Here is a 13,684-nt window from a genome sequence, read left to right on the forward strand (position 1 = left end):
AACAGGTTGAAAAACGAATGAATGCTCTAGCCCGCCGCGCTGCTGGCCTGCTGCTCAGCGCAGTCTGCCTGCCCCTTTCGGCCTTGGCGGCCGACCCGCAACCGACCCATGAATTCACCCTCGACAACGGCCTCAAGGTCGTCGTGCGCGAAGACCATCGTGCGCCGGTGGTCGTTTCGCAGATCTGGTACAAGGTCGGCTCCAGCTACGAGACTCCGGGCCAGACTGGTCTGTCCCACGCGCTCGAGCACATGATGTTCAAGGGCAGCGAAAAAGTCGGCCCCGGCGAAGCCTCGCTGATCCTGCGCGACCTTGGCGCCGAAGAGAACGCTTTCACCAGCGACGACTTCACTGCTTATTACCAGGTGCTGGCCCGGGATCGCCTCGGCGTGGCGTTTGAGCTGGAAGCAGACCGCATGGCCAATCTGCGCCTGCCGGCCGACGAGTTCGCCAAGGAAATCGAAGTCATCAAGGAAGAGCGCCGCCTGCGCACCGATGACAAGCCGATGTCCAAGGCCTACGAGCGCTACAAGGCCATGGCCTACCCGGCCAGCGGTTATCACACGCCGACCATCGGCTGGATGGCTGACCTCGACCGTATGAAAGTCGAGGAACTGCGCCACTGGTACCAATCCTGGTACGCGCCGAACAACGCTACGCTGGTGGTGGTCGGTGACGTCACTCCGGACGAAGTGAAAACCCTCGCCCAGCGCTACTTCGGCCCGGTCGCCAAACGCGACGTGCCACCGGCGAAAAAACCGCTGGAACTGGCCGAGCCCGGCGAACGCCAGATCACCCTGCGCGTGCAAACCCAACTGCCGAGCCTGATGCTTGGCTTCAACGTGCCGAGCATTGCTACCGCTGAAGACAAACGCTCGGTCAACGCCCTGCGCCTGATCTCCGCGCTGCTCGATGGCGGCTACAGCGGGCGCATCCCGACGCAGCTGGAACGTGGCGAAGAGCTGGTCTCCGGCGGCTCGTCGGACTATGACGCCTACACCCGTGGTGACAGCCTGTTCACCCTGTCGGCCACGCCAAATACGCAGAAGAAAAAGACCATTGCCCAGGCCGAAGCCGGCTTGTGGAAACTGCTTGAGCAACTGAAAACCACCGCGCCGTCTGCCGAAGAGCTGGAACGCGTCCGCGCTCAAGTCATCGCCGGCCTGGTCTACGAGCGTGACTCGATCACCAGCCAGGCCACCGCGATCGGTCAACTGGAAACGGTCGGTCTGTCGTGGAAGCTGATGGACACCGAACTGGCCGATCTGGAAAGCGTGACCCCGCAAGACATCCAGAACGCCGCGAAAAAGTATTTCACCCGCGAACGTCTCAGCGTCGCCCACGTCCTGCCTTTGGAGACGACTCATGAGTGAGCGCAAAACCCCACGCCTGATGCTGCTTGGCCTGATTGCTGTCGCGGTGATCGGCTCGGCGGCTGTGTATCTGTCGCCCGGCGCTGACAGCCACGCCAGCGAAGCCTTGGATAACGCCAAGTCCAGCCAGAAATTGCAATCGCTGGCCGAACTCGATGGCAAGGCCCCGGCCAGCCGCAAGCTCGATGTGCAGACCTGGAACACTGCTGAAGGCGCGAAAGTGCTGTTCGTCGAAGCGCATGAGCTGCCGATGTTCGACATGCGCCTGATCTTCGCCGCTGGCAGCAGCCAGGACGGCAACGCGCCCGGCCTCGCGGTGCTGACCAACGCCATGCTCAACGAAGGCATCGCCGGCAAAGACGTCGGCGCCATCGCCCAGGGCTTTGAAGGTCTCGGGGCCGACTTCGGCAACGGTGCGTTCAAGGACATGGCGCTGGCCTCGTTGCGCAGCCTGAGCGCACCTGAGCAGCGTGAACCGGCGTTGAAGCTGTTCGCCGATGTGGTCGGCAAACCGACCTTCCCCGCCGATTCCTTCGCGCGCATCAAGAACCAACTGCTCGCCGGTTTCGAATATCAGAAACAGAACCCCGGCAAACTCGCCAGCCTGGAGCTGATGAAGCGTCTGTATGGCGATCACCCGTACGCGCATTCCAGCGATGGCAATGCCCAAAGCGTGCCGAAGATCACCGTCGCGCAATTGCGCGAGTTCCATGCCAAGGCCTACGCCGCCGGCAATGCGGTGATTGCGCTGGTTGGTGATTTGTCGCGAGCCGAAGCCGAGGCGATTGCCAATCAGGTTTCCTCGGCCCTGCCGAAAGGTCCGGCGCTGGCGAAGATCGCTGCGCCGCAGGAGCCGAAGGCCAGTGTCAACCACATCGAGTTTCCTTCGAAACAGACCAACCTGATGCTCGCGCAACTGGGCATCGATCGCGATGATCCGGATTACGCCGCGCTGTCGCTGGGCAACCAGATCCTCGGCGGCGGTGGTTTCGGTACGCGCCTGATGAGCGAAGTGCGCGAGAAGCGCGGCCTGACCTACGGCGTGTATTCGGCGTTCAGCCCGATGCAGGCCCGTGGCCCGTTCATGATCAACCTGCAGACCCGCGCCGAGATGAGCGAAGGCACCCTGAAACTGGTGCAGGACGTGCTCGCCGACTACCTGAAAACCGGGCCGACACAGAAAGAACTCGACGATGCCAAGCGCGAACTGGCCGGCAGCTTCCCGCTGTCCACCGCGAGCAACGCCGACATCGTTGGCCAGCTCGGCGCGATGGGCTTCTATAATCTGCCACTGAGCTATCTCGACGATTTCATGCGGCAGTCGCAGAGCCTGACTGTGGAGCAGGTCCGCGATGCGCTGAACAAACACCTGAGCACGGAGAAAATGGTCATCGTCACCGCTGGCCCGACCGTGCCGCAAAAGCCGTTACCGGCCCCATCTGATAAACCTGCCGAGCAACCGCTCGGGGTTCCGGAGCATTAATGGCCACTCGAGCACCGAAAAAACCCGTGCAAAACGTGCACAACGGCGTCAATCAGCTGCGCATCATTGGCGGCCAGTGGCGCAGCCGCAAGCTGAGCTTCCCCGACGCACCGGGCCTGCGCCCGACCCCGGATCGCGTGCGTGAAACCCTGTTCAACTGGCTCGCGCCCTATGTCGAAGGGGCGAAAGTGCTCGACCCGTTCGCCGGCAGCGGCGCGCTGTTTCTCGAAGCGCTGTCCCGAGGCGCGGCCACGGCCCAGGCGCTGGACGCCAGCAACGTTGCGGTTTCCAGCCTGAAAGAGCACCTCGGCACCCTGCGTTGCAGCAACGGCCAGGTGCAAACTGCCGATGCGCTGCGCTACCTGGAAACCCAGACCGCGACGCCGTTCGATCTGGTGTTCCTCGACCCGCCGTTCAACCAGAACCTGTTGCCAGCGGTTTGTACTTTGCTGGAAGAGCGCCAATGGCTCGCGGCCGATTCATGGATCTACACGGAAAGCGAAACAGCGCCATCGACGCTGGGCCTGCCGGGCAACTGGCGCCTGCACCGCGAACAGAAATCCGGTCGTGTGTATTACGCGTTGTGGCAGCGCAGCGCCTGAACCATCCGCACTGCGCTTTAGCGTGCGGTAGATAGTTACCGCACCCAGTGCCTCGCAGTCAGCCACAGTGGTTGCCGCAATCTGCGTTAACCACTGAGGATTTCGCGTATGGATACGCTCTGCAGCCGGATGCTGCTTTTTCTTGGCCTCGCGCCGTTCATGACGCTGGCCGCCACGCCCCCGCCGACTCATCAATTCACCCTGGAAAACGGTTTGCAGGTACTGGTGCGCGAGGATCACCGTGCGCCGCTGGTCACTTCGCATTTGTGGTTCAAGGTCGGCTCGGCAGACGAGGCGCCGGGGCAAGCCGGGCTATCGCACGTTCTTGAACACATGCTCTACAAAGGCAGCCGCAAGACCTGCGCCGGTGAGGCTTCGCGTCTTTTGGAATCCCTGGGTGCCGAAGAAAATGCCTTCACCGCCGAGGACGTCACCGGCTACTACCAGACCTTGTCGCCGCGCTATCTGGGCGTGGTTTTCGAGCTGATGGCCGACCTGATGACGACTGCTGATTTGCACGTCGACGACCTGAAAACCGAACTGGCAGTCATTCGCGAAGAGCGCCAGCTGCGCATCGACGACGATGTCGACGCCGCTGTGCTGGAACACTTCACCAGCCAGGCGCATGTCGCCAACAGCTATCGCACGCCAGTCATCGGCTGGATGCACGACCTGCAGCACGTGGACGCCGAGGAACTTCGCCATTGGTATCAAAGCCGTTATGCGCCGGGCAACGCCGTACTGGTGATCGTCGGCGATGTCACGCTCGCACACGTGCAGCCGCTGGCCGAGCGCTATTTTGGCGCGCTCGCAAATCGTCCCGTGCCGCGCCTCTTACGGCCCGTGGAGCTGAAAGTGCCGGGCGAACGCAGACTGACCTTGCAGCGCCATGTCCCAGCAGAGCGGTTACTGATGGCTTTCAATCTGCCCGGACTGGCCACGGCCAAAGACCTGCACACCGTGCACGCCCTGCGCCTGATCAACGCGATACTCGGCGGCGCACATGGCGCGCGCCTGCAAAAGAAACTGATTTTCACCGACCGCGTGCTCAATCGTGTCGACACTCACTACGACGAACGGACGCGCGGCGACAGCCTGCTGATGTTGACTGCCGAGCTGGCCGATCCGCCGCTGACCGATCTTGAAGGTGCGCAAGCGCGGGTGTGGGAGCAGATCGAAACGTTGCGCACCACACCACCGTCGCCGGAAGAGCTCGAGCGGGCACGCACGCAACTGATTGCGCAGCAGGTGTATGCCCGCGATTCGATTCAGGAACAGGCGCGTCAGCTGGCCAGGCTCCAGGCCATCGGCTTGCCTTGGCGAATACTCGACGAAGATGCCGCTGCATTGGCGAAAGTGACGCCGCAACAGATCCGCGAAGTGGCCGCCACGTGGCTGACCCCCGAGCGTCTCAGCGTTGCCCACGTGCGCAAGGTGGACGTCCGATGAGCAGGCTCTCAAGGCGCACGGGGTTGGTCCTGATGTGGCTGTCGGCTGCGGCGGCTTGCGCTGATGGTCAGCCTGAACAAGCGCGGACATCGCGCCTGCAATCGCTCAGCGAAGTCCAGGCGCTGGAAATCAAGCCGCGCGCATTGCAGATCAGGGGCTGGAAAACCCTGACCGGCACCAAGGTGCTGTTCGTGCGCACGAGCGATCTGCCGATGTTCGATATTCACGTCAGCTTCGCCGCAGGCAGCGCCCGCGACGGTAGCCTGCCGGGCCTGGCTGCCACGACCTTTTCCATGCTCAATGAAGGTATCCCCGGCAAGGATTTGTCCGCCATCGTCGAAACCTTCGACGGGCTCGGCGCGCAATGGGAAATGGACATCGATCACGACCGCGCCGTGTTCTCCCTGCGCAGCCTCAGCGATCCGGCCAAGCGCCTACCGGCGATGGATCTGTTGACGCGAATATTCAGCGAGCCATCGCTCAGCGCCCAGCGCCTGCCGCCAGTGAAAGACGAACTGCGCGCCGCGCTCATCGCAGAGCAAGGCGATGCCGCGGGTCTGGCCTCGCAGAGCATCAAGGCACTGCTTGCGCCGGACAGCCCCTACAGCCTTCCGGTCTATGGCACGCAATGGGGCCTCAATGCCGTGACCCGGGCCGCCGTGGAGGATTTCCATCGCCGCTATTACGCTGCCCGACATGCGCAAATCACCCTGGTCGGCGACCTCACTCTGGACCAGGCACAAGCGATCAGCCTGCAGATCAGCAATGCCCTGCCCAAGCCTCCTGACGCGCTGGTGTCTTCAGCAATGGCAACGCCCGGAAACGTCCAGTCCAGTCACCTGGAACTGAATCAACTGCAGACCCACATTGCCTTTGCCCAAATCAGCGTGCCGCGACGACATGCCGATCACACCGCCTTGTACGCCGCCAGTCAGATTCTCGCCGGAGGCAGCAACAGTCGGTTGATGAATGAACTGCGGCACAAGCGCGGACAGGTTTATGACGTGTATGGCGCCAGCGTCAATTGGGCTGGTGGCGCCGGGTTGCTGACCGTCACCTTGCAGACCGGTAGCTCCATGAGCGACAGCACCGTCGCTTTGGTGCGCTCGATGCTCAATGATTTTCTTCGGCAAGGGCCGACCGCCCCGGAACTCGAGCACCTCAAGCGCAGGCTGGCCAACAGAAATGTGCTCACCAGCGCCAGCAACCGGCACATTCTGGCCAGACTCGTGGAGATCAACCGCTGCGACTTGCCGCTCGATTTGGATTACACAATGCAACAAGTGCAGAGGCTGACGGTGGACGACATCAAACTCGCTATGAACCGTCACTTGTCTGTTGATCGCTGGGTGTCGGTTACGGTCGGCCCCAGTGTCGAGCAACAGCCACTGCCTGGACCGGAGGTTGCGCCGATCGGTCAGGCTGAAGAGGACATGTGTCGCGCCGACCCGGGCTTTGTGGCAAGTTAGGCGCTTTCGTTGAGAAGCGACAGCCCGCCCTGTGCGCCGGTCGCTTTACGCAAGACCTGTCGAGATTTGCCGTGCAATCACCGTCCCCGCTTCCCGCCTCGCGTTTCGTTCCGGCCTTCGGCCTCGGCAATCCGCATCTGCAAACCCTGTGGGGTCCGCTGTGGCGCAAGACCGTGCACATCGAGCGCGAACGCGAACGCCTGTGGCTCGAGGACGGCGACTTCCTCGACCTCGACTGGCACGGCCCGCACAGCGCCGAGGCGCCGTTGGTACTGGTGCTGCACGGTTTGACCGGCTCATCCAATTCGCCCTATGTGGCGGGCATTCAAAAGGCCTTGGCCGAGCAGGGCTGGGCCAGCGTCGCGCTGAACTGGCGCGGTTGTTCCGGCGAGCCGAATCTGTTGCCGCGCAGCTACCACTCCGGCGCCAGCGAAGACCTTGCCGAAGCCATCCAGCATCTGCGCGCGAAACGACCGTTGGCGCCGTTGTACGCGGTCGGTTATTCGCTGGGCGGTAATGTGCTGCTCAAGCATCTCGGTGAAACCGGCAGCAACAGCGGTGTGCTCGGCGCGGTGGCGGTGTCGGTACCGTTCAGGCTCGACCAATGCGCAGACCGGATTGGCCAGGGATTTTCGCGGGTTTACCAGGCGCATTTCATGCGCGAAATGGTCGCCTACATCAAGAACAAGCAGCGCCAGTTCCAGCATGACGGACGCGAAGACGGCCTGGCGAAACTGGCCGCGCTCGGCTCGCTGGAAAACATGCGTACGTTCTGGGATTTCGACGGCCGGGTCACCGCGCCGCTGCATGGTTTCACCGATGCCGAGGATTACTACCGCCGCGCCTCAAGCCGCTACTACCTCGGCGAGATCCGCACGCCGACGCTGATCATTCAGGCAGCGGATGATCCGTTCGTATTTCCCCACAGCCTGCCGCAAGCCGATGAGTTGTCAGCCTGCACCCAGTTCGAATTGCAGGCGCGTGGCGGTCATGTCGGCTTCGTCGACGGCTCGTTTCGCCGGCCCGGGTATTACCTGGAGCGGCGCATACCACAATGGCTGGCCGCACTCGGTCAATGAACGCCGCATGGCCCTTGCAGGCTCGCTCCCACAGGGATTTGTGTCGGCATGAAAATGCATGGCACAACCTGGTTCAATGTGGGAGCGAGCCTGCTCGCGAAAGCGGTGAGTCAGTTGGCATTTAACTCACAGACACACCGCCATCGCGAGCAGGCTCACTCCTACAGAGAGATCGCTGGGTTTATTCGCCCGTGGCAATGCCGCGCGACGGTTCGTTGATCCACTCGCTCCACGATCCGGCATACAACGCCCCCAGCGGATAACCGGCCAGGCACAGTGCAAACAGGTTATGGCACGCTGTCACCCCGGAGCCGCAGTAGGCGACCAGTTCCGACGGTGAGCGATCACCCAGCTTCGCCGCAAAGCGCTGCTTGAGCTGCTCCGCCGGCAAAAAACGTCCGTCACTGCCGAGGTTGTCGGTGAACGCCGCGCACTGCGCGCCGGGAATATGCCCAGCCACCGGATCGATCGGTTCCACTTCGCCCTTGAAGCGCGGCAAGGCGCGGGCGTCGAGCAGGGTCAGGGTTGGCTGGCCGAGGCGCTGCTGCAATTGCTCGGCGCTGAGCAGCAGGCTCATGTCCGGCTGGCCACTGAAGTTACCCGGCGTCACGCTCGGCGGATCCAGGCTCAGCGGCAGGCCGGCCGCGTGCCAGGCTTTGAGCCCGCCATCGAGAATGAATACGCCGTCGCGCTTGCCCAGCCATGCCAGCAACCACCACGCCCGCGCCGCGTATGCACCCGGGCCGTCATCATACAAAACCACATCGCTGTCGTTGCTGATGCCCCAGGCTTGCAGGCGTTCGATCAGCGCCGCCGGCTCGGGCAACGGATGACGCCCGGTCACACCCTTCTCGACTTTGCCGCTTAGATCCCGTTCCAGATCGGCGAAACTCGCTCCGGCAATGTGCCCTTCGGCGTAGCTGCGCTGGCCGTAATCCGGATCCTCGAGGGCGAAACGACAATCGAGAATCACCAGCCCCGGCTGCTCTTTGCGAGCGTCCAAAACTTGTGGGCTGATCAACTGCGCAATCGACATAACGGGCTCCTGTGGAATTCGGCTGAACGGTTTATTTCACGTCTTCAAGGGCCTGCGCCAGCGGCACATAGAACTCGTCGAACAGTGCGTTGACTTCATCCCGCGCCTGATCGGTAACAAACCCTGCTTCCAGCACCAGCACCTGATACACGCCACGCTTCACGGCCTGTTCACTGAGGTGGTTGGAGTTTTCCCGGGTGGTGCACAGAAAACGCACCCACGAGGTCAGGATGATCCACGCATTGAGGGTCAGGGATTCAATCTGCACACGGTCCATTTTCAGGATGCCGGCGGCGACGAAGCCTTCGTAGATCGCTGCGCCCTGGATCACGCAGCGCTGGGAAAAGCGCCGATAGCGCGCGGCCAGTTCCGCATCGCTGTCGAGCAGATGCTCGAGGTCGCGATGCAGAAAACGGTAGCGCCACATGGCCGAGAGCAGTTCCTTGAGATAGAAACGCTTGTCTTCGACGGTCGCCGGGCGGCCCTGAGGCGGACGCAAAAAGCTGTCCACCAGGGCTTCGTACTCACTGAACAACACGGCGATGATCGCCTGCTTGTTGGGGAAGTGGTAGTACAGGTTGCCCGGAGAAATCTCCATGTGCGCGGCGATGTGGTTGGTGCTGACGCTGCGCTCGCCCTGCTGATTGAACAGCTCCAGGCTGTTCTGAACGATGCGCTCGCTGGTTTTTATTCGTGGGGCCATGGCTTGAGCTTTAATTCAGAGTGCGTAGACGGCGCATCTTACGACCTAACCGGAAATGGATAAAACCTTGCCGTGCACGGAAGTCGTTTGACTTTCTAGAGCTTAGACTCTAAAAAGTGCCCATTACAATAAAATCCGGAGCCCGCGATGACTGCCGACATTGCCTACCTGCAAACCCTGCAACAGCCTCTTGAAACCCTCGATCGGCAGTTCCAGGCACAACGGGCCGCGTACGCCGCCAACCCGATGCCGCCGGCCGCACAACGTCAGCAATGGCTCAAGGCTTTGCGCGATCTGCTCAGCGCTGAGCGTCAGGCATTGATCGAGGCGATCAGCGCCGATTTCAGTCACCGCAGCGCCGACGAAACCCTGCTCGCCGAACTGATGCCGAGCCTGCACGGCATTCACTACGCCAGCCGTCATCTGAAGAACTGGATGAAGCCATCGCGGCGCAAGGTCGGCATGGCCTTCCAGCCTGCTTCGGCAAAGGTGGTTTACCAGCCGCTGGGCGTGGTCGGTGTGATCGTGCCGTGGAACTACCCGCTGTATCTGGCCGTAGGGCCGATGGTCGGCGCCCTGGCGGCGGGCAATCGGGTGATGCTCAAGCTCAGCGAATCGACCCCGGCCACCGGCCTGTTGCTCAAAGAGCTGCTCGCGCGGATCTTTCCCGAAGACCTGGTTTGTGTAGTGCTGGGCGAAGCGGATGTCGGCGTAGCGTTCTCGCGGTTGCCGTTCGATCACTTGCTGTTCACCGGTTCCACCAGCGTCGGCAAACACGTCATGCGCGCTGCGGCGGAAAACCTCACGCCGGTCACCCTGGAACTGGGCGGCAAGTCGCCGGCCATCGTCTCCACAGACGTACCGCTCAAGGACGCCGCCGAACGCATCGCCTTCGGCAAGACCCTCAACGCCGGGCAGACCTGCGTCGCGCCCGACTATGTGCTGGTGCCGGAAGACCGCGTCGGCGCCTTCGTCGAGGCCTACCGTCAGGCTGTGAAAGGCTTCTACCCGACCCTGGCCGACAACGCCGACTACACCGCGATCATCAACGAACGCCAGATGGCCCGACTGAACGGTTACGTCAGCGACGCGACCAGCAAGGGCGCGCTGCTGATCCCACTGTTCGAACAAGGCCAGGGCCGGCGCATGCCGCACAGCGTGCTGCTCAATGTCAGCGATGAGATGACGGTGATGCAGGACGAAATCTTCGGCCCATTGCTGCCAATCGTGCCTTATCGCGATCTGGAGCAGGCATTCGCTTACATCAATCAGCGGCCTCGTCCTCTGGCTCTTTACTACTTTGGCTACGACAAACGCGAACAGCATCGCGTACTGCACGAGACCCATTCCGGCGGCGTATGCCTGAACGACACCTTGTTGCATGTCGCTCAGGACGATATGCCCTTCGGTGGCATCGGCCCCTCGGGCATGGGCCATTACCACGGCCACGAAGGTTTCCTGACCTTCAGCAAGGCCAAGGGCGTGCTGATCAAACAGCGCTTCAACGCGGCCCGGCTTATCTACCCGCCCTACGGCACATCGATTCAGAAACTGATTCAGAAGCTGTTCATTCGCTAAACGTTCGTCGACGCCGGGTAATAAAAACAATGCACCCAAGCCTGACCGAAACACCTGCCCTGTCGCGCCGTAGCCTGCTGAAATTCAGCCTCGGCGCCAGCGCGTTTCTCGCCACCGCCGGCCTTGGCGCCAGCCTCACTGGCTGCTCGTCGAGCGTCAGCGCCAACGGCTTTGTCGTTTTGCGCGACGGCGATCTACTGTTCCTGCGTGCGCTGATCCCGGTGATGCTCGACGGCGCCGTTGCCACCGGGGAAATGCCCGCTGCGCTCGACGGCACGCTGAAGTCGCTGGACTACAGCCTTGATCACGTGTCGCCGGAAATGCTCAAGCTCACTCGGCAACTCTTCGATGTGCTCGGCATGGCCGTGACCCGTGGCCCGCTCACCGGTATCTGGGGCAGTTGGGAAAACGCCAGCCCTGAAGCGATGCGGCATTTCCTCGAACGCTGGGAGAACAGTTCACTGAGCTTGCTGCGCATGGGCCACAGCTCGTTGCAGCAGATGGTGATGATGGCCTGGTACACCCGCGCCGAGTCCTGGGCTCACTGCGGTTATCCCGGGCCGCCTAAGGTCTGAAACCAGGGCGCGGCCTTCGCGAGCAGGCTCGCTCCCACATTTGAAATGCATCCCCCTGTGGGAGCGAGCCTGCTCGCGAAGGGGCCTGCTGCATCACCTCAGCATCCAGAATAATAAAGAGAACCTGACCGATGCCCGTACCCGATCCCTTCCGCGAAGGCCTCGCCCGAGGCTGGAAAACCTACAACGGCGCGCAATTGAGCGACGACCTCACCCTCGAAGCCGACGTCGCCATCATCGGCAGCGGCGCCGGCGGCGGTACCACAGCGGAAATCCTCAGCGCGGCCGGCTACAAAGTCCTGCTGATCGAAGAAGGCCCGCTGAAGACCAGCTCGGATTTCAAACTGCTCGAAGACGAGGCCTATAGCAGCCTCTACCAGGAAGGCATCGGGCGCATGAGCAAGGACGGCGCGATCACGATCCTGCAGGGCCGCGCGGTCGGCGGTACGACGCTGATCAACTGGACCTCGAGCTTCCGCACGCCCGAGCCGACCCTCGAACACTGGGCCAGCGAGCACAACGTCACAGGCCATAGCCCGGCAGAGATGGCGCCGTGGTTCGAAAAAATGGAGCAGCGCCTCGGGGTCGCGCCGTGGATGGTGCCACCCAACGCCAATAACGACGTGATCCGCAAAGGCTGCGAGCAACTCGGCTACAGCTGGCACGTGATCCCGCGCAACGTGCGCGGCTGCTGGAATTTGGGCTATTGCGGCATGGGCTGCCCGAGCAACGCCAAGCAATCGATGATGGTCACGACCATCCCGGCGACGCTGGAAAAGGGCGGCGAGCTGCTGTATCTGGCGCGGGTGGAGAAACTGCTGATCAGTGGCGACAAGGTTACCGGGCTGCATTGCGTGGCGATGGACGAACGCTGCGTCGAGCCGACCGGGCGCAGCATCACCGTCAAGGCGCGGCATTATGTGCTGGCCGGCGGCGGCATCAACAGCCCGGCGCTGTTGCTGCGCTCCGACGCACCGGATCCGCATGAGCGCGTGGGCAAGCGTACTTTTCTGCATCCGGTGAACATGTCCGCCGCGCGTTTCGCCGAGGTGGTCAATCCGTTTTACGGCGCGCCGCAGTCGATCTATTCCGACCATTTTCAGTGGAAGGACGGCACCACCGGGCCGATGGCTTTCAAACTCGAAGTGCCGCCGCTGCACCCGGCGCTGGCGGCCACGCTGCTGGGTGGTTTCGGCCGGGAGAACGCCCGGCACATGGCCGACCTGCCGCACACCCACGCAATGCTGGCGCTGCTGCGCGATGGCTTCCACCCGGACAGCAGCGGTGGCTCGGTGGAGCTGCGCGGCGACGGCTCGCCGGTGCTCGACTATCAGGTTTCGCAGTACGCCTGGGACGGTTTGCGCCGGGCCTTTCACGTCATGGCCGAAATCCAGTTCGCCGGCGGCGCGCAATCGGTCATGCCGATGCACGCCGACGGTCGCTATGTGAAGACACTGGCTGAGGCGCGCTCGCTGATCGACGGATTGAGCCTGGAGCTGTACCGCACGCGGCTGGGCAGTGCCCACGTGATGGGTGGTTGTGCGATGGGGGAAGATCCGAAAAGCGCGGTCGCCGACAGCCTCGGTCGCCATCATCAACTGCGCAATCTGTCGATTCACGACGGCTCGCTGTTCCCCACCAGCATCGGCGCCAACCCGCAGTTGTCGGTGTATGGCCTGACCGCGCAACTGGCGACAGCCTTGGCTGATCGGCTGAAAAATCCATGAAAAAGCAGAATATTCCTATCGTCTATAGTGCTTTCTTACCCAACAGGCGACTTGGCCGACCGGGAAGGCTGCGATACCATCCGACTCCCCAACGGACTCCCGCCAGGACGACGCGATGAACCGAGTGTTGTACCCAGGTACCTTCGACCCTATTACCAAGGGCCATGGCGATCTGGTCGAACGCGCCTCGCGCCTGTTCGATCACGTGATCATTGCGGTCGCCGCCAGCCCGAAAAAGAACCCGCTGTTCCCACTGGAACAACGGGTCGAACTGGCTCGCGAGGTCACCAAACACCTGCCGAACGTGGAAGTGGTCGGTTTCTCGACGCTGCTCGCGCATTTCGCCAAAGAGCAGAACGCCAATGTGTTCCTGCGTGGTCTGCGCGCGGTCTCGGACTTCGAATACGAATTCCAGCTGGCCAACATGAACCGCCAACTGGCACCGGATGTGGAGAGCCTGTTTCTCACACCGTCGGAGCGTTATTCTTTCATTTCCTCGACGCTGGTGCGGGAGATTGCCGCGCTGGGCGGCGATATCAGCAAGTTCGTCCACCCGGCCGTGGCCGACGCGCTGACCCTGCGCTTCAAGAAGTAGGAGCTGCCGCAGGCT

The 13,684-nt window shown here is 62.3% G+C and carries 12 protein-coding genes; 10 read left to right on the top strand and 2 right to left on the bottom strand.

Going from position 1 to position 13,684, the window contains the following annotated elements:
- The first annotated feature begins 17 nt into the window (after positions 1-17).
- From AB4O45_RS11455 to AB4O45_RS11480, 6 genes are all read left to right on the top strand, one after another.
- The gene (locus AB4O45_RS11455; RefSeq protein ID WP_041476824.1) at positions 18-1,373 is read left to right on the top strand and encodes a M16 family metallopeptidase; all 1,356 of its coding nucleotides are present in this window, start codon (positions 18-20) and stop codon (positions 1,371-1,373) included.
- Positions 1,366-2,856, top strand: coding sequence for a pitrilysin family protein (locus AB4O45_RS11460; protein WP_315434611.1), 1,491 nt, complete (start codon positions 1,366-1,368; stop codon positions 2,854-2,856). The genes AB4O45_RS11455 and AB4O45_RS11460 overlap by 8 nt, the downstream gene beginning before the upstream one ends.
- Complete coding sequence (rsmD, locus tag AB4O45_RS11465; protein WP_212617362.1) at positions 2,856-3,458, top strand: 16S rRNA (guanine(966)-N(2))-methyltransferase RsmD; 603 nt, start codon at positions 2,856-2,858, stop codon at positions 3,456-3,458. Before AB4O45_RS11460 ends, rsmD begins: the two co-directional genes overlap by 1 nt.
- Before the next feature lie 108 nt (positions 3,459-3,566).
- Entirely contained in the window at positions 3,567-4,907 is a 1,341-nt protein-coding gene (locus tag AB4O45_RS11470) for a M16 family metallopeptidase (RefSeq protein WP_460161410.1), read from the top strand.
- Positions 4,904-6,376 carry a M16 family metallopeptidase gene (locus tag AB4O45_RS11475; RefSeq protein WP_460161411.1) on the top strand — a complete coding sequence of 491 codons (1,473 nt, stop codon included), beginning with the start codon at positions 4,904-4,906 and terminating at the stop codon, positions 6,374-6,376. The genes AB4O45_RS11470 and AB4O45_RS11475 overlap by 4 nt, the downstream gene beginning before the upstream one ends.
- 71 nt (positions 6,377-6,447) lie before the next feature.
- Complete coding sequence (locus AB4O45_RS11480; protein ID WP_236167722.1) at positions 6,448-7,455, top strand: hydrolase; 1,008 nt, start codon at positions 6,448-6,450, stop codon at positions 7,453-7,455.
- A 181-nt stretch (positions 7,456-7,636) separates the two neighbouring features.
- Here the strand turns inward: AB4O45_RS11480 and AB4O45_RS11485 are convergent, their stop codons facing one another.
- On the bottom strand, positions 7,637-8,491 hold the full coding sequence (locus tag AB4O45_RS11485) for a sulfurtransferase (protein ID WP_252886938.1): 855 nt from the start codon (positions 8,489-8,491) through the stop codon (positions 7,637-7,639).
- Between the two features lie 31 nt (positions 8,492-8,522).
- Positions 8,523-9,194: a TetR/AcrR family transcriptional regulator gene (locus AB4O45_RS11490; protein WP_016772708.1), complete on the bottom strand. Its 672-nt coding sequence runs from the start codon at positions 9,192-9,194 to the stop codon at positions 8,523-8,525.
- A 147-nt stretch (positions 9,195-9,341) separates the two neighbouring features.
- Between AB4O45_RS11490 and AB4O45_RS11495 the strand changes: the two genes are divergently transcribed.
- From AB4O45_RS11495 to coaD, 4 genes are all read left to right on the top strand, one after another.
- Positions 9,342-10,772 carry a coniferyl aldehyde dehydrogenase gene (locus tag AB4O45_RS11495; RefSeq protein WP_460059620.1) on the top strand — a complete coding sequence of 477 codons (1,431 nt, stop codon included), beginning with the start codon at positions 9,342-9,344 and terminating at the stop codon, positions 10,770-10,772.
- A 29-nt stretch (positions 10,773-10,801) separates the two neighbouring features.
- Positions 10,802-11,347, top strand: coding sequence for a twin-arginine translocation pathway signal protein (locus tag AB4O45_RS11500; RefSeq protein ID WP_252868427.1), 546 nt, complete (start codon positions 10,802-10,804; stop codon positions 11,345-11,347).
- Positions 11,348-11,478: 131 nt separating this feature from the next.
- The gene (locus AB4O45_RS11505; RefSeq protein ID WP_252868428.1) at positions 11,479-13,074 is read left to right on the top strand and encodes a GMC family oxidoreductase; all 1,596 of its coding nucleotides are present in this window, start codon (positions 11,479-11,481) and stop codon (positions 13,072-13,074) included.
- 115 nt (positions 13,075-13,189) lie between these two features.
- Positions 13,190-13,669 carry a pantetheine-phosphate adenylyltransferase gene (coaD, locus tag AB4O45_RS11510; RefSeq protein WP_003229157.1) on the top strand — a complete coding sequence of 160 codons (480 nt, stop codon included), beginning with the start codon at positions 13,190-13,192 and terminating at the stop codon, positions 13,667-13,669.
- Positions 13,670-13,684 lie beyond the last annotated feature (15 nt).

This window comes from Pseudomonas sp. S2_B10 (assembly GCF_054668425.1).